17 protein-coding genes are annotated in these 21,301 nt (G+C 68.6%); 2 read left to right on the top strand and 15 right to left on the bottom strand.

Features of this window, described 5'->3' with window-relative positions:
• Positions 1-2 precede the first annotated feature (2 nt).
• The 4 genes from GC106_RS19165 to GC106_RS19150 form a co-directional block, all read right to left on the bottom strand.
• The gene (locus GC106_RS19165; RefSeq protein ID WP_173132276.1) at positions 3-803 is read right to left on the bottom strand and encodes an alpha/beta fold hydrolase; all 801 of its coding nucleotides are present in this window, start codon (positions 801-803) and stop codon (positions 3-5) included.
• On the bottom strand, positions 800-1,834 hold the full coding sequence (locus tag GC106_RS19160) for an acyl-CoA dehydrogenase family protein (RefSeq protein WP_173132273.1): 1,035 nt from the start codon (positions 1,832-1,834) through the stop codon (positions 800-802). Before GC106_RS19160 ends, GC106_RS19165 begins: the two co-directional genes overlap by 4 nt.
• 26 nt (positions 1,835-1,860) lie before the next feature.
• Entirely contained in the window at positions 1,861-2,613 is a 753-nt protein-coding gene (locus tag GC106_RS19155) for a methyltransferase (RefSeq protein WP_173132270.1), read from the bottom strand.
• A 152-nt stretch (positions 2,614-2,765) separates the two neighbouring features.
• Positions 2,766-3,935 (bottom strand): FAD-dependent monooxygenase, encoded by a 1,170-nt coding sequence (locus tag GC106_RS19150; protein WP_173132266.1) that lies wholly within the window; start codon positions 3,933-3,935, stop codon positions 2,766-2,768.
• Positions 3,936-3,994: 59 nt separating this feature from the next.
• Between GC106_RS19150 and GC106_RS19145 the strand changes: the two genes are divergently transcribed.
• Positions 3,995-4,963, top strand: a complete 969-nt coding sequence (locus GC106_RS19145) for a UbiA family prenyltransferase (RefSeq protein ID WP_173132263.1) — start codon at positions 3,995-3,997, stop codon at positions 4,961-4,963.
• A 41-nt stretch (positions 4,964-5,004) separates the two neighbouring features.
• On the opposite strand, the gene GC106_RS19140 is transcribed toward GC106_RS19145, so the two are convergent.
• The 10 genes from GC106_RS19140 to GC106_RS19095 all read right to left on the bottom strand — a co-directional run bounded on the left by GC106_RS19140 (position 5,005) and on the right by GC106_RS19095 (position 17,140).
• Positions 5,005-5,835, bottom strand: a complete 831-nt coding sequence (locus GC106_RS19140; RefSeq protein WP_173132260.1) for a phytanoyl-CoA dioxygenase family protein — start codon at positions 5,833-5,835, stop codon at positions 5,005-5,007.
• A 38-nt stretch (positions 5,836-5,873) separates the two neighbouring features.
• Complete coding sequence (locus tag GC106_RS49345; RefSeq protein WP_173132257.1) at positions 5,874-7,058, bottom strand: cytochrome P450; 1,185 nt, start codon at positions 7,056-7,058, stop codon at positions 5,874-5,876.
• A 24-nt stretch (positions 7,059-7,082) separates the two neighbouring features.
• A complete protein-coding gene (locus GC106_RS19130; RefSeq protein WP_173132254.1) occupies positions 7,083-8,249 on the bottom strand; it encodes a macrolide family glycosyltransferase in 1,167 nt (388 codons plus the stop codon).
• On the bottom strand, positions 8,246-9,487 hold the full coding sequence (locus tag GC106_RS19125) for a cytochrome P450 (RefSeq protein WP_173132252.1): 1,242 nt from the start codon (positions 9,485-9,487) through the stop codon (positions 8,246-8,248). The genes GC106_RS19130 and GC106_RS19125 overlap by 4 nt, the downstream gene beginning before the upstream one ends.
• On the bottom strand, positions 9,484-10,689 hold the full coding sequence (locus GC106_RS19120; RefSeq protein ID WP_173132250.1) for a cytochrome P450: 1,206 nt from the start codon (positions 10,687-10,689) through the stop codon (positions 9,484-9,486). The genes GC106_RS19125 and GC106_RS19120 overlap by 4 nt, the downstream gene beginning before the upstream one ends.
• Positions 10,690-10,691: 2 nt before the next feature.
• A complete protein-coding gene (locus GC106_RS19115; RefSeq protein WP_173132248.1) occupies positions 10,692-12,062 on the bottom strand; it encodes a cytochrome P450 in 1,371 nt (456 codons plus the stop codon).
• On the bottom strand, positions 12,059-13,798 hold the full coding sequence (locus GC106_RS19110; RefSeq protein ID WP_173132245.1) for a prenyltransferase/squalene oxidase repeat-containing protein: 1,740 nt from the start codon (positions 13,796-13,798) through the stop codon (positions 12,059-12,061). Before GC106_RS19110 ends, GC106_RS19115 begins: the two co-directional genes overlap by 4 nt.
• Entirely contained in the window at positions 13,792-14,889 is a 1,098-nt protein-coding gene (locus GC106_RS19105; protein WP_173132243.1) for a class I SAM-dependent methyltransferase, read from the bottom strand. The genes GC106_RS19110 and GC106_RS19105 overlap by 7 nt, the downstream gene beginning before the upstream one ends.
• A 136-nt stretch (positions 14,890-15,025) precedes the next feature.
• Complete coding sequence (locus GC106_RS19100; RefSeq protein ID WP_173132240.1) at positions 15,026-16,060, bottom strand: NAD-dependent epimerase/dehydratase family protein; 1,035 nt, start codon at positions 16,058-16,060, stop codon at positions 15,026-15,028.
• A 15-nt stretch (positions 16,061-16,075) separates the two neighbouring features.
• On the bottom strand, positions 16,076-17,140 hold the full coding sequence (locus tag GC106_RS19095; RefSeq protein ID WP_246366179.1) for a ParB/RepB/Spo0J family partition protein: 1,065 nt from the start codon (positions 17,138-17,140) through the stop codon (positions 16,076-16,078).
• 201 nt (positions 17,141-17,341) lie between these two features.
• On the opposite strand from GC106_RS19095, the gene GC106_RS19090 reads away from it, so the two are divergent.
• Positions 17,342-20,335, top strand: coding sequence for an AfsR/SARP family transcriptional regulator (locus tag GC106_RS19090; protein WP_173132238.1), 2,994 nt, complete (start codon positions 17,342-17,344; stop codon positions 20,333-20,335).
• 24 nt (positions 20,336-20,359) lie between these two features.
• On the opposite strand, the gene GC106_RS19085 is transcribed toward GC106_RS19090, so the two are convergent.
• Positions 20,360-21,151 (bottom strand): FkbM family methyltransferase, encoded by a 792-nt coding sequence (locus tag GC106_RS19085; RefSeq protein WP_173132235.1) that lies wholly within the window; start codon positions 21,149-21,151, stop codon positions 20,360-20,362.
• Positions 21,152-21,301 lie beyond the last annotated feature (150 nt).

Raw genomic sequence — 21,301 nt, 5'->3', positions numbered from 1 at the left:
GCTCAGCTCACCTCGTCCAGGAAGCGCCGGACCGCCTCGTTGAACCGTTCTGGCTGCTCCATGTTGACCATGTGCCCGCTGCCCGCGAACGACTCGAGCTTCGCATTGGGCACAGTGGACACAATGCGGTCGAGCATGTCGTGGATGTCGGTGCAGTCCAGCTCGCCGGCGATGCCGAGCAGCGGGACGCGCACATCGGACAGGCGGTTCCACGTGTCCGCCGCCTTGCCCGGCATCACCGGGTTCGGCCGGGCGTGCTGGGTGGCGGTGTGCATGGCCATCTCGCGGCAACGCTCCCGGATGGACGGTTCGACCTGGTCCGGTCGCCGGTGGGGTCCGTCGACCCACAGCCGCAGGAACATCTCGACGTACCCGTCGGTGTCCCGGGCGAACGCGCACTCCATCTGGCGTTTCAGCAGATCCACCACGAACTCGCTCTGCCAGTACTGCTCGGACGTGCCGCAGCCGCTGAGTACCAGTCCGGCCACCCGGCCGGGGTGGTCCAGTGCGGTGTCGAGCGCGCTCGTCCCGCCCATCGCCTGTCCGACAAGGAAAGCGGACGCCAGGCCGAGGTGGTCGAGCAGGGCCGTCACATCGTCGCCGCGCAGGTACTCGGTGGTGGGCGTGGACGACTCGCCATGTCCCCGAGCGTCCACATTGAGCACTCGATAGCCGTCGAAGGCGTGCAGCTGCTGAACCCACACCCGGCGGTCAAGGGTGCCGTCGTGCAGGAACACGACCGGTGGACCGTCGCCGATGTCGTCATAGGCGAGGTAGCCGTCCACGAACGGAGCCTTGTTCATCCGGCGGCTCCCGACACGTCGAGCATCCCCAGCAGTGCCGTCTTCACCGCGGGACGGCTGGCGACGACGAGGGTGAACAGCGATTCCCTGGCCAGCCGTTGCGCGTCATGGCTTTGCAGCAACGACCTGCCGCCTGCCGCGACCACAAAAGCGGTGCAGGCCCGTACGGCCAAAGCCGAGCACTCGGCGCGCATCGCGGGCATGGCGGAGGGATCGGCCATGACGGCGTCGAACCTCGCCCGCAGGCTGGCGGATTCGGCTCGGAACGCGTCTGCCATCTCCTGCTGGCCAACGGAATCGAGTCCCGCCGCCGCGCGTTGGATCAGGCCGAGCGCCAACGAACTGTCCACTCGCAACCCGATGGCCAGACCGCCGAGGTATTCCTCGCGGTTGGCGCGGGTGGTGACCATGTCGTCGGCGAGGTGCAGGTCGTCGAACACCAGCCGGACCGTGTTGCTCGCCTGCGCGGCGACCAGATCCAGCGGCTGCACTTTGACGATCCCGTTGCCGGCACGGGCTTCGATGAGACCGCTGACGACGTCGCCGCTCGTCTCGTCGTACGCCGACACGTGCAGGACGTCGACAATGCCCCAGCCGCTGACGAACGTGACGTCACCGTGCAACGACCAGCCGTCGTCGACCCGGGTCGCCCGCACGCGGGGCGGGTCCGGGATGACGCCGGAAAAGGCGCCGCCGCCGCGCAGTTGCCCGCTCGCGGCCCGGCCGAGGTATTTCTCCCGCAGCGCCGCGTTGGGCGTCATCGCCAGGCCCATCACCACGCCGTGGTGCTGGAGCCAGGTGAACGCGGTGGTCAGGCACGCGCTCGCCAGCGTCTCGATGATCCGCAGGAAGTCCGGGAAGTCGACACCGGGCCCGCCGAACTCGGGCGGCGCGACCAGGCCGTAGAAACCGTCCTCGGCCAGCCTGCGGAAGTGGCTGTCCGGAATCCGCCCGGTGCGGTCGACTTCGCTCGCGGCGGGCAACAGCACCTCGTCGGCGATCTTGAGCGCCTTCTGCGGCATTTCGTTCATCACGCAACGGCCCCGTTCATGGTCGCTTACCGCGGTTTCAGTTCGAGCAGATGCAGGTGCCACGCCGCATACTCGTTCTCGTCCCCGCCCACCAGATCTCCGGGGAACGCGTCGACCAGCGCCTCCGGTATCTCGGACATTTCGATTTTGGTCAGCACATGCAGTTCGTAGCCGGTCTCGTCGGCCAGATCGCTGATCAGCGTCGGATTTCCGAGTGCTTCGCCGAACCAGAGGTACGCCCGGCCGCCCGGATTGAGCAGCTCCCGTCCGGCGCGAAGAAAATGCCGCATTTTCGCGTAAGCCGGGTCGAACATCGTCTCATGCCATATCGACGAGTCGACGACATCGGCGGGCGCGTTGAGGAAAGGCGGGTTCCAGTAGATCCCGTCGAACCGCTCGCCGGGCTCGACCGCCGAGTACAGGTCGCTCACCCGTGCGGTGACCCGGTCGGCGACCCCGTGCCGCTTGGCGTTGAGCTCGGTGTTGCGCACCGCGGCCGGGTTGATGTCCAGCCCGAGCACCCGCTCGGTGCCCGCCAGTGCGGCCAGCACCGACATGATCCCGGTGCCACAGCCCATCTCCAGGAACGCCGACATCTCGTGGAACGGAATCAGGTGCGCGTACAGTTCGCCACCCGGGGAATAAGCGGGCGGCCAGACATCGTCCAGCAGATCCCACTCACGGCCGAGCAATTCGAAGACATCCGGCCGTGTGCTGTCGGAATGATATCGCTGGATGATGTTCTGACCGATGAGCAGCTCGAAATCTTGCGCTTCCATGCGACCCCATCCGCATATCGGCCGGGTCCCGGCCGGACGCATCGATCGACAATGAACGTCAGGAAAGAGTGACGTTTGTTGAAAGTATTCAAACAGCGGTCAGGGAAAACCGCAACGAGCTGCGGACGAACGCCGTGCGCAGGTCACCGGTCTCACCGGACCGGCGGGACCGACCAGCGCACCATGGCGTCCATCGACCGCTGGGAAACCGCCTCGGGCAGCAGCCCGCCGAGCCAGACACCCCAGTTGCGCGCGGTCACCGCGACGGGCGTGGACATCTCGGCGACCCGGCCCATCCACCGGGACATCGTGCTGAGCTTGGCCGTGCGCGGTCTGCGGCTCGCGTCGTACGCCACCAGGCCGGTTCGCAGTGCGTCCCACGACTGCGCGCCCGCCACCGCGTGACCCAGTTCCACCGCGTCCTCCATGGCGAGGTTCGCGGACCCCACGTTGGGCGTCATCGGGTGTGCCGCGTCGCCGAGCAGCACTGTCCGGCCGAGGAAGAACGTGTCGGCCGGAGTTGCCAGCTCCTCGATGTGGTCGAAGAAAAGCTGTTCCGCCGAGGCACGGGCGAGCATCAGGGGGATCGGGTCGTGCCACCCGCCGAACAACCGGACCAGGTCCTCGTACGTGCCCGAGGCACGCCGCCGGCCCGTCAGCCGGGCCAGCGCGGAGAAGTGCACCTTGTTGCCGGGCAACGGAAGGACGGACAGGCGCAGCCCGGCGCCCCACGTCTCGGCCGCGACCGGCGCGAGCCCGCCCGCCGGGACCACGCACCGCCAGCTGCCTGACCGGGTGTCCCGCAGCCCTGGGTGGTCCGGGTGCATCGCGCCGCGCAGAGCCGACCGGATGCCGTCCGCGCCGACCACGAGATCCGCCTCGATCTCCTCGCCGTTCACCCGGATCGAAGCCGGTACGTGCTGATCGCCGAAGCGACCGGGCTCGACCTTCGCTCCATAGTGGACGGTCCCGGCCGGTAGCGCCTCGGCCAGCGCGCGCACCAGTTCGATCCGCAACAGGGCGCGGATGGACTCGCCATAGCGTTCCTCCACGAACCCCAGCCCGGTCCGGGCGATCCACCGGCCGCTCGGTACCCGTACTCCGCCCTCCCGCTGGATCACGGAGCGGGCGCGTACCGAGTCGCCGGCTCCGATCGCGTCGAGCGCCTGCATCCCGTTGGGGGTGATGCCGATCCCGCCGCCGGTGGCCCGCAGATCGGGACCTCGTTCGAAGACCTGGACCGTCCAGCCGTGGCGGACCAGTGCGGCGGCCGCGGCCAGGCCCGCGATTCCGGCCCCGGCGACGAGTGCGGTGCGTGCCATGGAAAATCCCCTCGCGCGGCACTGAAGAGCACATCGATTTCTTGCTACCGTCCCAGATTATGCACGGCACTCCGGCAATTCGGGTCACAGTCCTTGCCCATCTGGAAGCCTGTCGCCCCGACACGATCTTCTACGCGGGAACCGTCGGATTGAGCGGCGCCATACTCGCCGACCCGGACGCGCCGGGGCATCTGCTGTTCTTCGCGTGGCTCGTACCGACCCTCGCGTGGATCGCCTCGTTGTATGGCGGCGACTATTTCGACCGGGAACTGGACGCGCTGACAAAACCGCATCGGCCCATCCCGTCCGGACGGATTTCCGCGAAAACCGCGAAGAATCTGATGATCGGTCTCATCGGCACGAGCGGCCTGGTCGCGGTGCTGGTCAACCCGCTGACCGTGCTGCTGGCGGTGGCCGCCGCCGTGTTCGGTATCGCCTACGCCAGCAAGCTCAAGGGAAAAGGCCTGTGGGGCAACATCAGCCGGGGCCTGCCGACCGCGTTGACCGTGCTTTACGGTTCGATGACCGTGCAGCCGTTGCCGGCTTGGGAACTCGTTCCGCTGGCATTGATGTTCTGGATTCACGACTCGGGGTCGAATCTGCTCGGTGCCTTGTGCGACCGGGACGGCGATCGGCGCGGCGGCTATTTGACGTATCCCGTGCAGCGCGGTGACGAGGCGACTGTGCGAGGTTTGAAGATGTTCTTCCTCGGGTGGGTGGCCATCGCGGCCCTGTGGCCGGTTCTCGGGTACGGAATCGACGTCCCGATCTACTACGCCGCCCTGCTGGTCGTCGTCGCCCTCGGCGGGATGTCGCTGTCGAGCGTGGTGCGGGCGCCCCGGCCGATTCCCCGGGCGGTCGGGCTGCGGGCGCACGAGATCGTGGTCGCCGAGCGGATCGTGCTCGGCACGTTCCTGATCGCCGCGGCCGGCCGGACCGAGCTGGCGTTGCTGGTCGGTGTGCCGTCGCTCGCCCTCACCCTGATCGCGCGGCACCTGATGCGACGCAGGTACGAACCCGGCAGATGAACACGAGGTGGCTCGCGTCGGCCGCGAGCCACCCACCAGCGTCATGCTGTGGTCAGCGCGTTGCGCGGGTGACCGCCTTTGTAGAGGCCGAGCACCAGTTCGTGCGAGTAGCCGAGCAGTTCCTGCAACTCCGGCGGCAGCTGCGCGGCCTTGGCCGGGGGCACGCTGAGCGAGCTGTTCTCCACCTGACGCAGCCAGGCGACCTGGAAGCCCATGGAGAAGATGTGCCGGACGTCGGACTCTGTCGTGTTCGCGCCGCCCGCGTGGAACAGGTCCGCCCGGAACAACAGGGCGTCACCCTTGCTCATCTCGGCCTGGACGGCCTCGCTCCAGTCCGGGGCCGGAGCCATCGGCGAGCCGCTGTGGCTGTCCAGCACGACCCAGGTGGCGCCGTTGCCGGCGGTGAAGTCGCTCATCGCCGCCATCACGGTCAACGCGATCGGGTTCGGGCTTGGCGGCACATGGCGCCACGAGAACGTGTCCAGGTGCAGCTCCTGGCGGAACGCGCCGGGCTTGCGGGCCATGTACTCGGCGATGGTCAGCAGGATCGTGTCCGACAACGGGCTGAGCACGCGCCGGGCGCAGTCGACGATGTCGCGCTGCAGCACCATCTCCGGCGCGCAGGGGATGGTCCCGACAAGGCCGTGCAGGGTGGCGGTCGTGTCACCCTGGAAGCCACCGAGCACCGAGCTCGCCGCGTAGTCCGCCTCTTCCGGGTGCTCGGCCAGGTGCTTGCCGACTTCGGTGAGGAACGTGTCGCACTGCTCCGTGGTGTACGCCCCGGACAGGACGACAGCGCCGCGTTCGCGGACCGCGGCGTCCAGCTCATCCGGGTCGTACGGCCGGGTGAGACGGGGAACTGTCTTGTCCATTTCGCTACCCTTCGGCTGACTCTTGACTGTCTCGCTGTTCACCAGGCGACTGGCAGCCGCTCGATGCTGACGTCCATGCCGTCGGCCTGCCATTCGACCTCGTGCGGTGGATCGGCGAGCCGGATGCCGGGGATCCGGCGCAGCAGCGTCCCCAGGGCGACGGCCAGTTCCATCCGGGCGAGCGCCGAGCCGAGGCAGTGGTGGATCCCGTGGCCGAACGCCAGGTGCGGACTCCGGCCGGCGGTCAGGCTCATCGTGTCCGGGTCGCCGAACTCGGCCGGGTCGCGGTTGGCGCCCACCCGGGAGGCGATGACCGTCTCGCCCAGCGAGATCCGCACTCCGCAGATGTCCACATCGGACTGTGCGATGCGCTGGATGCCGACTTCCTCGTCCTGCAACCGCAGCAACTCCTCGACCACGAGCTCGATCTCGATCCGGCCGTCGCGCACGCCGTCGAGCACCGGCCGGTTGCCGAACAGCCGCAGCAGGCCGTGCGAGATGGCCGACGCCGTGGTCACGTACCCGGCCATCAACAGGCCCATCGCCATCGACGAGACCTCGAGCTTGGTCAGGCCGTCCGACGTGCCGGACTGCCTGACCAGGTCGCTGAGCAGATCGCCGCCGTCCGGTTTGGACTCCACGAGCCGCACGACGAACCGCTGCAGATCGGTGAAGGCCGCCCCGAAGTCCGCGCCGCCGACCGAACGGACCACGATGTCGGCCCAGCCGCGGAACCGGCCGCGGTCGGCGTCCGGGATGCCGAGCAGTTCGGAGATGATCGAGATCGGCAGGGGATAGGCGAACTGCTCCTGGATGTCCGCGACCGGGCCCGCGGCGAGCATGGCGGTGACCAGGTCGTCGGCGACCTCCTGCGCGCGGTCGCGCAGCTCGGCGATCCGCCGCGCGGTGAACGCGCGGGTCACGCTCCGGCGCAGCCTGGTGTGGTCCGGCGGGTCCTTGAGGAACATGAACCCCGCCGCGAGGTTGTCCTCGTCCGCGACGGGGATCGACCCGGGGTACTGCGTGCCGAAGGCCGGGTGGTTGAGCACCAGCCGGACGTCCTGGTACCGGGTGACCAGCCAGGCGTGCCCGCCGGACGCCAGCCGGACCTTGTGGATCGGCGCGGCGGTGCGCAGGTCCGCCAGTGCCGGTGCCGGCTCGATGATCGAGTCACGGGTGAACGGGTAGTCGGCGAGTGGTGCGGTCAGTTGTTCGTGCTGCACGGGAAAGCACCTCCCTTCGTGGCGCTAGGCGAACGCGACTTCGACGGCGTCCGCGAACTGCGCCCCGCTGCGGCCGTCCCGCAGCCGTTGCTTGAACTGTTCGAGCCGTTCGGCCATGGCGGAGTCGTTCGCGACCGTCTTGATCACGTCGGCCAGTTCGGCCGAGGTGAACGGCTCGTGCAGCCGGACCCCGAGGCCGAGCCGTTCGATGCTGTCCGCCACACCGCGCTGTTCGCCGATCTGCGGGGCGATCAGCACCGGCACACCTTGCGCGAGCGCCTCGATGGTGCTGGTGAGCCCGCCGTGGGAGATCGCGACGGACGCGTGCCGCAGCGTGTCGATCATCGGCAGCTTCGCCCGCAACAGCACCCGCTGGGAGATCGGGCCGACCTGGGCCGGGGAGACCTTGCCGCCCAACGCGGCCGCCGTGTACCAGCCGAGGCGCTCGACGCCCTCGATGCACGTGCGGAAGAAACCGATCTTGTCGTTGAACACCGTGCCGAGCGAGACCACGGCCAGCGGCTGCGACGCGGCCAGCCACTGCCGTTCCGGGGACTGTTCGGACGGCCGGATGCACGGCGTGATGAACGTGAACCGTTCGTCGAACGTCTCGCCCTTCGGCTGGATCTCGCGGGGGAACAGCACGATGTTGCGGTCGGCCTCGTTGTCGAAGAACTGCTCCGGCGACACCGACGACGACAGCCCCACGTCGTCGAGGAACTCCGCCACAGCACCGAAGAACGCGGCCATCGACTCGTCGGTGTCCGACCGTGACTCGTAGTCCTGGTGCAGCGAGAACTCGGAGTTCGACGCGAACACCGGCCACGTCCGGATCACCGGGATGCCGAAGGCCTGCCCGGCCAGCCAGCCCGCCGTCGACAGCACGTCGGACACGATCACGTCCGGCCGGTCGTCGCGGATGGCCTGGCTGAGCGTGGCGTAGGCCGTGCGCGTCTCCTTGAGCATGAGCGGCAGCACGGTGCTCATGTCCGCGAGGGCCGCGTTCGAGTTGTCCATCGGCGAGTCGTAACGCACCACGTCAAGGACTTCGCCGACCTCCGGCGCGAAACTCCCCGACGCCAGCGCGCTCACCCGGTGGCCGCGCCGGACCAGTTCGGTCAGTCCCTCGATCACCGGGTAGACGTGTCCCCATGCCGGGATCGACGCGTACAGAACGTGTTTGCCCGTCATGGCGTCCTCACCCGGACCACCATCCGCTCGGGGAACCGGTCACCGAGCATGTTGACCTTCCACGGCACCGCCTTCCACGCCTCGACCATCTCGAAGTCCAGCCCGCACTCGGTCAGCGCGTCGATGACCACCTGCAACTCCAGGCGGGCCAGGTTGGCGCCGAGACAGCGGTGGATGCCGAAACCGAACGCGATGTGCCGGATCAGGCCGGGCCTGCGCGGGTCGAACGTGTCGGGATCGGCGAACAGTTCCTCGTCGCGGTTGGCCGCGATCAGCGGGGCGACCACCATGTCGCCCTTGCGGATGGTGACCTCCCCCACCTGCACGTCCTCGGAGGCGAAGCGCGGCATCGACTCGCCGTTGTCCCCCGACTGGATTCGCAGCACTTCCTCGACGAACTGCTTGCGCAGCTCGGCGGGGTCCGCGGCGGCCCGCAACTCGGCCAGCCAGCCGAACTCCACCAGGTAACGCATGGCCACGGCGATCGCGTTGGCGGTGCTGACGTACCCCGCGACCGGCAGACCGAGGACCATGGTCGCCAACTCGACGTCGTCGACCGTGCCTTCGTTCTCCTGTGCCCGGATCATGTGCGCGAGCAGGTCCGCACCCTCGTGGCCGGTGGTGCGGCGACGTTCGGCGATCAGGTCGCGGACGTAGTCGTTGAGCTGCTTCCAGCCTTCCAGCGCGATGACGCCCTGCGCCTCGGACAGCGGCACCAGCAACTGGTCGGACAGCTCCTGGAACATCCCGCGGTCCGGCTCGGGCACGCCGACGACCTCGGCGATCACGTTCATCGTCAACGGTTTGGCGAAACCGGCCATCACGTCGACCGGTGCGCCCGCCGCGCCCATGGCCTCGATCAGCTGGTCGGCCTTGGCCCGGATCGTGTCGCGGTAGCGCTCGACGTAGCCGACCGCGAACGGCCCGGCCACCAGGCCGCGCAACCGGGTGTGCTCGGGCGGGTCCTGGAAGATCGACTCGTTCGCCTCGGCCGTTCCGCCGCCGCGCTCCAGGTCGATCGGGGACACGCTGAACACCTGGCCGCCCAGCACCTTGCGGATGTCCTTGTAGCGGCTGACCAGCCAGACGTCGGTGCCGTCCGGGGTGGTGACGTGCGAGACCGGGCAGGTGGCCCGTAGTTTCCGCCAGTCCTGCTCGTCCAGGTCGGCCGGCCGGAACCGTTCGACCGGCGGTGGTTCGCGGGACGTGACGGCGGCGCCAGGTTCGGGTGAGGTCATGACGTCTCTCCGCTCCTCTCGGTCAGCATCAGACGGGACGGGCCGCGCACGAGCATCCCGGCCTTCCACTCGATCGCCTGCTCGTCGGCGGCCAGCCGCACCCGGGGCGCGGCCGAGGTCAGCACCTCCAGCGCCACCTGGAGTTCCAGCCGCGCCAGCGGCGCGCCGAGGCAGAAGTGCGCGCCGACGCCGAACCCGATGTGCGGATTGGGATCGCGGGCGAAGTCCAGCCGGTCGGGGTCGGTGAACACCCGTGGATCGCGGTTGGCGATCACCGACGCGGCCACCACCGGCGAGCCCGCCTCGATCAGGGTGCCGCTGAGCACCACGTCCTGCGTGGCGTAGCGGGGCGTCGTGCCGTTGGCTTCCAGCGGTACGTACCGCATGAGCTCTTCGACCGCGGTCGGCACGAGCAGGGGATCGGCCGCCAGTCGCTGGAACCGAGTGCGGTCTTCGAGCAGGACGTAGACGAAGTTCGGCAGCTGGGTCGACGTGGTCTCGTAGCCGGCCACGAGGATGGTCATGGCGAGGATGACCAGTTCGTCGTCGGACACCGTCCCGCCGTCCGCCTGGACGGCGAGCATGGCCGAGATCAGGTCGTCCTGCGGCTTCGCACGCCGCTCGGCGACCAGCGCGGCGACGTAGTCCCACATGTGCCCGGTGGCCGCCCACCGCTCGTCCTCGGAGATCGAGGTGGTCGCCAGGCCGGCCTCGGCCCAGTGCCGGAAGTGGTCGCGGTCGGCGTACGGCACCCCGAGCAGCTCGCAGATCATCTTCAGGGTGAACGGCAGCGCGAAGTCCGCCACGCCGTCGAAAATCTCCGCCGCCAGCGCGTCCTTGACCAGTTCGGTGGCGATCGCCGTGGCGCGTTCGCGTAGCCGCGCCACCGTCCTGGGGGTGAACGCGTGCCGGCACACGGCGCGAACCCGGGTGTGCTCGGGAGGGTCCATCGCGACGATGCCGCCGCTGAAGTTCTCCTCCGTCACCCGCGGTACGTCACGTTCGAGCGAAAGGGCACGGCCGAACGCCGGGTCAGTCAGCACGGTGCGGACGTCGGAGTACCTGGTGACCAGCCAGGCCTCCTCGCCGTACGGGAACTTCACCCGCGTGACCGGCTCGTTGTCCTGCAACCACCGGTATTCCGGCTCCAGGTCCAACCGCGGCGCACGCGGGAACGGAAAACTACGGACCGGTACGTCCATTCTCACCCTCGTCCCGCGAACAGACGGTTCTCCGTGACGATCACCTGCGCGCCCCGGCGCGGGACCAGCATCGGCCCCTTCGGTTTGACCCCTTCCGGTGTGGACCGGGGCACCCGTAGCCGGACGGAGCGCAGGATCGTACTGATCACCGTGCGCATCTCGATCATCGCCAGCGAAGCGCCGAGGCACCGGTGGCTGCCGCCGCCGAACGGCAGGAAGTGCGCACTCGGCGGCTCGACCGGGTGGAACCGGTCGATGGAGTAGCTCTCCGGTGCCGGATGCAGTCGCCCGGACAGGTGCAGCAAGCCGAGCGAGACCGCGAACATCGTGCCCGCGGGGAAGACGTAGCCGTCTGCCGTCCATTCCTTCGTGGCCATCCTGCCGATGTCCAATGTGGTCGGACGGGACCTGATCGCCTCGTGGATCGCCGCGTCGAGGACCTTCCAGTCCTCGTCGCGCACCGCGGTCTCGACTCGTTCCAGCGCGCCCGGCGCGCGGACGACCCGTTCGAAGAACCAGGCAAGCTGCGTCGCGGTGGTCTCCTGGCCGACCGCGAGCAGGGTGACCATGTGGTCGCGCAGCTCCTGGTCGGTGACCGCCGGATTGTCCTGGCCCTTGGCCAGCAGCAGGGACAGCACGTCACTGCCCCGTCCGGACGGGTCGGCGGCCAGCTCCGCGCGGCGCTCGCGGATCTCCGCGAAGATGATCTGGTCGACCTCCCGCAGCAGCCGCTGGAACGCCGCCCACGGCCCGAATCCGCCGAACGACCGGCGTACCGCGGGCACCAGGATGATCAGCGGATTGACGTCGAGCAGCTTCGGCACCAGCACCCGCAGCCGGGTCAGCCGGGCGGAGTCGGTGATGCCGAAGACCGCCCGGATCATCACCTCCAGCGTGACCCGCTGGAAGCAGTCGAGCAGCCGCACGGCCGACCCCGGCCGCCACCCGACGACCTCCTGCTCCACAATGGACTTCATCACCTCGACGTACGCGGTGACGTTGTCGCCGTGCAACGGCCGCATCAGCACCTTGCGCCGTTCGGTGTGCTGGGCGCCGCCGGACATCAGCAGCGAGTGTTCGCCGACCACGAACCGGATCGACTCGTTCGCCGCGGCCGCGTCGAAATCACCGGCGTCGTCGCGCAGGATGCGGCGGATGCCGTCCGGTGTGCTGATGTAGACGACATCGCCGAACCCGAGAATCCGTGCGGTGAACAGCGGCCCGTAGCGGCGCAGGCACGTCTTGCCGAACCACACCGGCGCGACGGCCCACATCGCCGTCTGCACCACCGCGGGCAGCCGTGGGCCAGGCGGCAGGCGCCGGGTCCTGCCGGGCACCGCGTCGGCGACTCCGCGCGCCGGGGTGGCGGTCATCCCGACTCACCCCGGGAGATGGTCTTGATCCACCGGCCGAGGGCACGCAGGACGAACGTGTGCGCGATCAGGTCGTCGGTGTAACACAGGTCGTCGAAGTACAGCCCGACATTGCTCGGCCGCCAGGTGCCCTGGCTGTCCTGGTGGTTCACCAGCCACTCCACGGCTCGTAGGATGGCCGGGCCGGCGGGGTTCTCGCCAGCCTTGAGCAACGCGAACAGCGCCCACGCGGTTTCCTCGGCCGTGCTGCCCTTCGGCGGGAGCTCGTGCTTCAGTGGCCAGCCGCCGTCCGCGGCCTGGTTGGCCAGCAACCAGTCCCGTGCCGCCACCGCGGCGGGCTCACTGCCCTTTCGACTGTCCACAAAGGCCTCAAGCAGCCTGCTGGTGCCGTGGGTGTTGTCGCGGAACCACACCGACGAGATCGACCCGTCCTTCTCCTGGTGTGTGCGCAGGTATTCCAAAGCCCTTGCCAGCGCCGTGCCCGGCGCGTCCGACAGGCCGTACCGCTGCAACGCCATGACGACGTGGGCGGTCACGCCCGGGCACGGCCGGTCGTTCATGATGTTGGTGTTGCGAACCCATTCGGACCAGGAACCGTCCCGGTTCTGCATCTTCAACAACCACTGCACACCGAGCTGGACGGCCGGGTGCGTGCGGGGCACGCCGAGGTCGGCGAGCACCCCGAGGACGACCGCGGTGTCCTCGGACTCCGGCCAGCCCGACGGATTGGCCCAGCCCCAGCCGCCCGACGGAATCCCGAACTGCCGGAACGGTTTGTTCCACTGGTTGCGCAGCAGCCATTCCCGGGTGCCCTGCATCAACGGTTCGGTGGCCACGTCCTGGAACTCGCTGAGCGCCATGATGGAGTACGCGGTCACCGAGATCTCCAGATCACGGTCGATCGCCCACGACCCGTCCTCCCGCTGTGTCTCCAGCAGGTACCGCAGCGACGCCAGTTGCAGATCGACACCGGTACCGGCCTGCCGCAGCCCGAGGTAGAGAAACCCGGCGATCATCGGGCACTCCTCGATCCCGCCGTTGGTCCCGGAGATCTCCCGCAGCCAGTTCAACGCGAGCGGTTCGGCGATCCGGCCGAGGACGCGGCGCGGCGCGGACCGCTTCATCGTCCGGCTCTGCATCACACCCAGCCCCAGGATCGCCGGCAGTGCGATCGACACCTTGTTGCGCCACCGCCGCGGCACCAGAATCGCCTCGACCGGCAGATCCGGCTGCTGCTCGAAGTCACGCAGCCCGGTCAACGCCCAGATGGTCGGCAACGCCGCCGGCCACGTCTTCGGCGCCTGGCCGTTCAGGCCGGGGATCACGTTCACCGCGTCGTTCTCGTCCAGGAACGTCCGGCCACGCTGGATGTGCCGGTGGGACGCGTCGGAGTCGACCTCGTGCAGCGCGGCGATCGCGAAGGCGGTCATCCCCGGACTGCTCGGCCACTCCGCGTCGGCCATCGCCCAGCCGCCGTCGTCGCGCTGGTGCGCACGCAACCACGCGATGCCGGAAGCGATACGCGACGCGTAGCCTTCGGGATCGGCCCGGTTGAGCGACAACACACCGAGCGAGGTCGCGATCGTCGAGGAGGACAACCGGTCCACCCACGACCCGTCCTCTCGCTGCCGGTCGTACAGGTGGGTGATCGCGCTCTCGGCGGCCCGGTCGGCGCGTGCCTGAAGCTGTCCGACGTTCACGTCAACGCCTTCCCAGTCACGAAGCTCTGCTACCAAGGGGAATCACTCCTCAAGCGCGCCACGGCGACAATCCGGTAGGTGTTGCCGCCCCGGCCGCGCGACGTCGGCACGTGTAACAGCAGGTCGAGGACGAAGGCGAGGCCGAGCGCCGGGCTCGCCAGTGCCATCACCGCTCTGCGTAACCACCGCTCAGCCGGCCGCACGGCCCGGCTCAGCCACGGCCACGACTTCGCGGCGGGCAAGTGGTGGTTCAACGCGGTGAGCAGGGCCGCCAGGTTGTCGAACGGCTTGTTGGCCGGTCCCCGTTGCACCCGCACCACTTCGAAACCGCGTTCCGTCAGCAACCGGCACATGTTCCGGTGCGGGATGAGGTGCAGGTTCTGCGGAGCCATCCAGCAGTACCAGAACCTGCCGTGCAGCCGGGCGAACCGGCTCGCCGGGTTGACCGACTCGATCAGCACCGCGCCACCGTCGCGCAACAGCCGGCGTGCGGCGTCCAGTTCGGACTGTGGCGAGGCGGTGCGCTCCAGGTAGTGGATCATGCTCACCACGTCGAACTCACCCGCGTGCCGCTCGGCGAACTCGGTCAACGGGGTCTGCCCGGCGAAGTCGACCCATCCCCGCTGCTGCCCGTGCACGATCTCCGGACTCTGATCCAACGCCCAGAACTTCGTGCCGGGCAGGAACTTCCGGGCCTCCCGGCAGAAATGCCCATGCCGTGCGCCGACATCGAGCCACTGTCCGGGCCGGGGCATGCCGTCGAACAACCGGACTCGTCTGCGGTGCGCCGACGAGCTGTACTCGGCGACCGAGCCGTAGTGGTCCCGGCCCAGCCCGTCGTACGAATCCCGGTAGTAGTAGGCCAATCCGGTCCCGGTCAGCATCGGGTTCTGGAAGATGTGGCCACACGAAGCGCATTCGTCCATGTCGAACGTACCGGGCTTGCACTGCCGGGTGTCGGTGAGCCGGATTCGGAAACCGATGTCCTTGCCACCGCACCACGGGCACGACTCGGCCTTGGGGTGGAAGAACCGGTCGGTGCCCGTTGTCCATTCCCGGTGGTAGTCGGCGCGCCTGCGCCGCAACTCGGCGTCGTCCATCGCGGTGCCGGAAGCGTGTGGCTGCATGCTGCGCGAACCCTCCGATGTCGGTGTCACGGATGCGGACTGGGCGCGAAGGCTCGGGGCACGGCGGGAATGGGCTCCGCCCGGTTTCCGGTCCGGGAAAACGTTGTAACAGCCCCGTTTCAGAACCTACTGACCGTTAGGCGGTCTGGCAACGGTCGTCGTCCGATTCCGGGACGATGCCGAACTCCCGCATGGACGACGTGATCGTCCGGCGCAGTCCCTCCGACATGGACACGACGTTGCGGAAGCCCAGCGCGCTGATCTTCCCGCCGTCACAGTGTTGTCGTTCCAGGGCACGTGGCATGCCGTGGCCGTGCACGACTTCGTACCCGTTCTTCCTGATGGCGTCGGCGCGGTCCCGGTCGTGTGGTTCGCAGGCCCGTCTGGACTGATCTATCATCTCTTCGACCAGGTCAAGTGTGGTGCGGTGGGCCGCGGGTGCCATGTTGTAGGTCTCGCCGACCGCTCGCCGGTCGAAAGCGATCGTGGTCAGCGCCCGCACGACGTCGGTCACGTACGCGTAGTCCCTGCCGTGGGCGATCGATCCCTCGTAGATCACCGGCGGCTGGGGGCCGGCCGGGTCGAAGAGCCTGCTCAGCGTGCGGGGCACGATCCGCGACCCGGTGTTCGGGTCACCGGGGCCGAAGACGTTGCACAGCCGCAGGATCGCCGTCGGCAGCTCGAACTCCGAGCCGTAGAGCCGGACCAGGGTGTCAGCGGACATCTTGCCGACGTCGTAGACGCCGCGGGCTTCCAACGGCGACGACTCCACGTAGGCGTCGCCGGTCAGTTCCCCGTAGACCTTGTCGGTCGAGGAGAACACGAACCGCTCCAGCCTGCTCGCGCCGAGCCGGGCGGCCTCCAGGAGGTTGATCGTCCCGCCGACGTTGGTCACCAGTGACCCGTGCGGATCGTGGTACGCCGAGTCGATCGTGGACGAGGCCGCGAGGTGGAACACGACGTGCGGGTCCACCGCCCGCATCACCTCGGTGCAGGCCGGGAAGTCCGCGATGTCCAGCCGCACGGACTCGACCAGCCGGTCCGGCCAGGGCGCCAGGTCGGCGACCACCACCCGGAAGCCCTGGCCGGACAGACTGGTCGCCAGGTGGGTGCCGATGAAGCCACAGCCGCCGGTGATCAGCACCGTCCGGCCGGAGTCCATGCGCTGCATATCGCGGATTCCCGTCTAGTGGGCCTGCGCGGTGGGCCAGCCGTCCTGCTCCAGCTCGTCCAGGTGCTTGCTGAGCGTGAGCCAGAACCGCGCGTTGTGCCTGGCCAGCGCGGCGATCGTGCTTACGCAGTGCGCTGGGATGTCCTCGACCGCGGGGGCTGTCGATCCGCTGACGGTGTGCACGTCCAGCCAGCGCAACAGCGTGCGGCCCGCTTCGCTGAACCGCAGCGACGGGTCCTTGCGCAGGGTGCTCAGGATCGTCGGCGGATCTACTTCGGAGTCGGCCTGCGCCGGGACCGTGCGCCGGGTGAGCCGGTGCCCGTTGTCCAGGCGCGTCGCCTTCGCCCCGCTGTCCCGTCGTACCGGAACGGGGTCCTCGCCGCAGCTCAACCGGTTGCGCACGTCCAGCACGGTGGACGGCGCGATCCCGACAGCCCTGGCGATGTCCCGTAAGGACCTGTTCGGGTTGGCCCTGATGAGTTCGCCCGCCAGCCTCCGGCCTTCCGAGCTGTCCAGCGGACGCAGCCTGCCGTCCCGGCCGATCCGGGTGTTCGACCGTCTGTCTGAAACAGTCGAACACTTCCTGATCGCACCGACGGTCGTCGCCGCCAGGCCGCTCACCAGCGCGATCCACCGGTCCGAACGTGTCGGGTGGGTCATGATGATGCGTGCCGCCGCGGCCTTGCGGTCGGCCAGCGTCAACGGCAGCCCGTTGACGGTGTTCGCCTCGACGGCCAGCACGAACGCGTCGTCCTCGTCGCCGTCGAAGAACTGTGCTTCGATGCGCCGGTGCTCGCCGAGCTCCGCGGCACGCAGCCGGTGCACGCCGTCGATCACGCGCATCGTCGGCCGGTGCACGAGGATCGGCGGCAGCCGGGTCTCGGTCTTCGCCAGTGCCTGGACGTGTTCGTCGCTCACCCCACCGGTCCTCGGCGTGTCACCGAGACGCAACGTGCTGACCGGAACCAACTCGATGGGCGCGCCGCCGGACTGGTACGCCCGCCACAGCGACGAAATCTCGGCGTCACTCCCGGATACCTCCGCCGGCTCCCCACAGCCGTCCTGATCCATCCAAGTCATCCCTTCACCAACGTGGTTGGTCGCGGCGGATCCCCTGCCCGGAGCGGACCGCACACGGTTGCCCGTGGGGCCACACCCGCTGGTGATCCGCTCCTTCGGCTGATGACGACGGCCAGTCTTCATGACGAGTGCACATAAACCAGCACATAACGCGCGTACAGTCGACAGACAACTGTGTGCAGCTGGGAAGGAAACCTGTGGATGCCGTGGGCAAGTGCCATGGAGTTCAAGCTGCTCGGCCCGGTGACCGTATACCTGACCGGACAGGAGCGCCCGCTGGGGGGCCCAAGGCAGCGGGCGGTGCTGGCCGCGCTGCTGTTGCACGCCAACGAGGAGGTACGGACTAAGCAACTGCTTGAGCTGGTGTGGTCGGATCTGCCCACATCGGCTGAGTCCAACCTGCGGACGTATCTGACCAGGCTGCGCCGCATTTTGCGGGTGCCGGACGAGCCTGAGTCACGGCTGCGGACGCGCAGGGGCGGGCACCTGGTGACGGTGCGGCCCGGTGAGCTGGACGTCGACCGGTTCACCGACCTGGCGGCGCAGGGGGAGCGGGCCACCGACCCGGCGGTCGCCTGCGACTTCTACGAGCGGGCGCTGCGCGTGTGGCGGGGCAGGGCGTTGGAGAACGTGGCGCTCGAACCGTTGCTCGAGGCCGAGTCGGCCCGGCTGGAGGCTCATCGGGAACGGGTGCATGAGCAATACCTGCAAACCCGGTTGACTCTCGGGCATCATGCCGATGTCCTTCCCGAACTACGGGCGCTGTTGCTGAGAAACCCGTTGTGGGAACGGATGGCCGGCATGTTGATGGTCGCGCTGCACCGGTCGGGCCAGCGCACCGAGGCGCTGAACGTGTTCCGGCAGACCCGGCTGCGCCTGGTCGAGGAGCTCGGCGTCGAACCAGGCGCCGAACTGCGCGACCTGCACCAGCGGCTGCTCGCGGGCGACGAGCCGGGCAGGCCGCCGGTCGCCGCCGTCGTGACACCGGGCGCCGCGGACTCCACAGTGGACTCCCGGCGGCCGGACGCTCGGGCGTCGGAGCGGCTGGCGCGGATCACCGGCACCGCGAGCCTGCACGGTTTCCGGACCCGCCACTCGACCAGAACGGTGTTGCCTGTCCGTCCCGACCCGGTGGCGCCTCCTGGCGCGGACCGGCCGGCGCAACTGCCTGCCGACCTGCCCACGTTCACCGGCCGCGATGCGGAACTAGCCGAACTGATCACGATGCCGGCCACCGGCGAGGGCAGCGCCACCGCCGAACGGGTGATCTTCACGATCGACGGAATGGCAGGTACCGGCAAGACGACGTTGGCTGTGCACGCCGCACATCGGCTGGCAGCCCGGTATCCTGACGGGCAGCTGTTCGTGGACCTGCACGGGCACACCGACGGTGTCGATCCACTTGAGCCGCGGGAGGCTCTTGAGCTGATGCTGCGCGCTCTTGGCGCGTCCACCAGCGCGCTGCCGGACAGCACGGAAGCGCGTGCCAGCATGTACCGTTCCTTGCTGGCCCACCGCAGAATGCTCGTGGTGCTCGACAACGCGCACAGCGAGGCGCAGGTCAGCCCGCTGTTGCCGGGTGCGGGAACCAGCCGTACGCTGATCACCAGCCGCAAGCGGCTGACCGGCCTGCTGCACCACGCGCATTCGCTGTCGGTCGACGTGCTGCCGCTCGCCGACGCGGTCACCCTGTTCACCAGGATCTGCACACCGCAACGGCTTTCCGACGAACCGAGCGAACTGGTCGAGGAGATCGTCGAGCTGTGCGGCCGGCTGCCGTTGGCGATCCGGATCGCCGCGGTCCGGCTGCGCGACCGTCCCTTCTGGACGCTCGAGCACGTCCGGCAGCGGCTCGGCGATCTGCGGCAGCGGCTGACCGAGCTGTACGCGGGCGAGCACAGCGTGGCGGCCGCGTTCAACCTGTCCATCGCCGACCTGGAACCCGACCGGCGCCGAGTGCTCACCCTGCTCGGGCTGCACCCCGGCGCGACCATCGAGCTGAACGCCGCGGCGGCGCTGGCCAGGCTCACTGTCCCGGCCGCCGACCGGATGCTGGAGGAGTTCGTCGACGCGCACCTGATCAGGCAAGCCGCGCCGGGCCGGTACGAACTGCACGACCTGATGCGCGCGGTCGTGCTGGAACGGGCGCAGGCCGAGGACCCGCAGGACATCCGCCGCGCGATGCGGCGGCTGCTGGACTTCTACCTGCACACGGTGGACGCCTGCGACCAGCTGATCCATCCGGTGCGCCGTCGTGCCGAGCTGGCGCCGCGGGATCCGCTGGTGGTGCCGGTGGCCTTCGCCGACGTCGACGAGGCGCTGGCCTGGTGCGACTCGGTTCGTGCCGACATCCCGCACCTGATCCGGGCCGCTGAGCACCATGGCCTGCTCACCCACGCCTGCCAGATCCCGCTGCGACTGGAGGGTTACTACGACGTCGGACGGCACTGGTCCGACGGCACCGCGGCGTACGAGATCGCGCTCAACTCGGCCCGGATGCTGTCGGACCAGCAGGTCGAGTGCGAGTTGTTGCTCGGACTGGCGTTCGGCTGGGCCCAGCAACGGCTCTACGAGCGTGCCATCGCGTACTACGAGGCGACCATCAAGGTGTGCAGGCAGATCGACAACCACTACGCCGAGGGGTTCGCCGCGATGGGCCTCGCCGAGGTGAACCGGCGCCTGAGCCGGTTCGACGTGGCGATCCGGCACCACGAGCACGCGCTTGCGCTCTACCGCCGGATCAACGACATCCACGCGGTCTGCATCAACCTCGACCACCTCGGCAACACGTATCGCGATCTGAACATGCTCGACGAGGCGATCGAGTGCTACCAGCAGGCCTGTGTCCACAGCGAGGAAGCCGGCGACATGTTCGTCGCCGGGCGGTTCCTGATCAACCTCGGCCAGACGCACCTGATGCGGGACGAGTACGAGCAGGCGACTGAGACGACCAAGCGGGCGCTCACCGTGTGTGTCGAGGCCGGTGATCGGCACGGTGAGGCCTACGCGCTGACCGCGCTGGGCACGATGCAGGCGAGCGCCGGTCAGTACGAACAGGCCATGCGATTCCTCGCCGAAGCGCACCGCATGTTGACCGACCTCAACGACGAACGCGCCGCCGACGTGCGGGCGTATCTGGCCGACCTGCGCAACGGGCACGTTCCGTCCGGAGTGGACTTGCTGGGGCCCAGGTGATCCGGACGGTCGAACACGTTGTGGTCACGTCAGCCTGCGCGGCGCCAGCCGGACGGGCGGCCGCTGGTCCTCGTCGAGTTGCAGGAACCAGATGACGGGTGCGTACCGGTCGAACACGTTGGCCGGTACGCTCAACGCTTCGACGAACTCCCGTGGTTCCCCTGGTGCGACGTAGAACCCGTTGCACCCGTCGAACAGTGTGTGCGTGTATCCGTGGGCGCGCAGCAGATCATCACAGTTGGCGGCGCCTGGGCGCGGTGTGGTCGTGGTGGTCTCGACCACCACGACCCGGGGTTTCCAGGTCTCGAAGGACAACCCGGCGAGCACGTCCGGCTCCGTGCCCTCGACGTCGATCTTGAGCAGGTCGATCGGGGCCCGTGCGCCGACCGAGTGCAGCACGGAGTCCAGAGTGGTGACGTCGACCACGCGGGAGTTCACCGTCCGTCCCTCGTCCTCGTACGCGGCCGCCCGCACCGGGTCCATCGTCGAGAGCCACCCGTCGTCCACCTCGAAGAACTCCGCGCGTCCGGCCCGCGCACCGACCACCGCCTGCACGACGTGGTCGCCGGGGTAGGCGTTCTTCAGCCGGTCGGCGAAATTCGGATCGGGTTCGATGTGCACCCCGGTCCAGCCGAGATGCTCGGAAAGATTCTTGACCACATTAGCCAGTACCGGATCTGCGGCCCCGACATCGACGAAGTACCCATTCATGGTGTCCGCGAACGCACGCATCAGAACGACGTCCTCATGGCTTGTTCCAAAGGAAACAAGCTGCCAATAGAAGGATTCCGGCGGCCCCTGATCTCCAGTGGTCATCCATTGAGGCTAGGCAGCCCGCCGAACGTTGGTCAACCATCACAGTTGCAGGTATTGCCCCTGGTCTTGCGAGTTTGACCGGCCCGGCCGGTGATCTTGGCCCGGGCTGTCGATATCGTGTCGAACGACGCGTGGCCATTGATCGGCAGT

It is taken from the genome of Kibdelosporangium persicum (genome assembly GCF_013280595.1).
Classification (GTDB): Bacteria; Actinomycetota; Actinomycetes; order Mycobacteriales; family Pseudonocardiaceae; genus Kibdelosporangium; species Kibdelosporangium persicum.
The sequence above is the reverse complement of the archived record's forward strand: the minus strand, read 5'-3'. Positions and strand labels throughout refer to the sequence as shown.

What these genes read in the sequence shown, in the direction of transcription:
- GC106_RS19165 (WP_173132276.1), bottom strand. Translation starts at nt 803, where the DNA reads ATGAACAAGGCTCCGTTCGTGGACGGCTACCTCGCCTATGACGACATC.
- GC106_RS19160 (WP_173132273.1), bottom strand. Translation starts at nt 1,834, where the DNA reads ATGAACGAAATGCCGCAGAAGGCGCTCAAGATCGCCGACGAGGTGCTG.
- GC106_RS19155 (WP_173132270.1), bottom strand. Translation starts at nt 2,613, where the DNA reads ATGGAAGCGCAAGATTTCGAGCTGCTCATCGGTCAGAACATCATCCAG.
- GC106_RS19150 (WP_173132266.1), bottom strand. Translation starts at nt 3,935, where the DNA reads ATGGCACGCACCGCACTCGTCGCCGGGGCCGGAATCGCGGGCCTGGCC.
- GC106_RS19145 (WP_173132263.1), top strand. Translation starts at nt 3,995, where the DNA reads ATGCACGGCACTCCGGCAATTCGGGTCACAGTCCTTGCCCATCTGGAA.
- GC106_RS19140 (WP_173132260.1), bottom strand. Translation starts at nt 5,835, where the DNA reads ATGGACAAGACAGTTCCCCGTCTCACCCGGCCGTACGACCCGGATGAG.
- GC106_RS19130 (WP_173132254.1), bottom strand. Translation starts at nt 8,249, where the DNA reads ATGACGGGCAAACACGTTCTGTACGCGTCGATCCCGGCATGGGGACAC.
- GC106_RS19125 (WP_173132252.1), bottom strand. Translation starts at nt 9,487, where the DNA reads ATGACCTCACCCGAACCTGGCGCCGCCGTCACGTCCCGCGAACCACCG.
- GC106_RS19120 (WP_173132250.1), bottom strand. Translation starts at nt 10,689, where the DNA reads ATGGACGTACCGGTCCGTAGTTTTCCGTTCCCGCGTGCGCCGCGGTTG.
- GC106_RS19115 (WP_173132248.1), bottom strand. Translation starts at nt 12,062, where the DNA reads ATGACCGCCACCCCGGCGCGCGGAGTCGCCGACGCGGTGCCCGGCAGG.
- GC106_RS19105 (WP_173132243.1), bottom strand. Translation starts at nt 14,889, where the DNA reads ATGCAGCCACACGCTTCCGGCACCGCGATGGACGACGCCGAGTTGCGG.
- GC106_RS19100 (WP_173132240.1), bottom strand. Translation starts at nt 16,060, where the DNA reads ATGCAGCGCATGGACTCCGGCCGGACGGTGCTGATCACCGGCGGCTGT.
- GC106_RS19095 (WP_246366179.1), bottom strand. Translation starts at nt 17,140, where the DNA reads ATGACTTGGATGGATCAGGACGGCTGTGGGGAGCCGGCGGAGGTATCC.
- GC106_RS19090 (WP_173132238.1), top strand. Translation starts at nt 17,342, where the DNA reads ATGCCGTGGGCAAGTGCCATGGAGTTCAAGCTGCTCGGCCCGGTGACC.
- GC106_RS19085 (WP_173132235.1), bottom strand. Translation starts at nt 21,151, where the DNA reads ATGACCACTGGAGATCAGGGGCCGCCGGAATCCTTCTATTGGCAGCTT.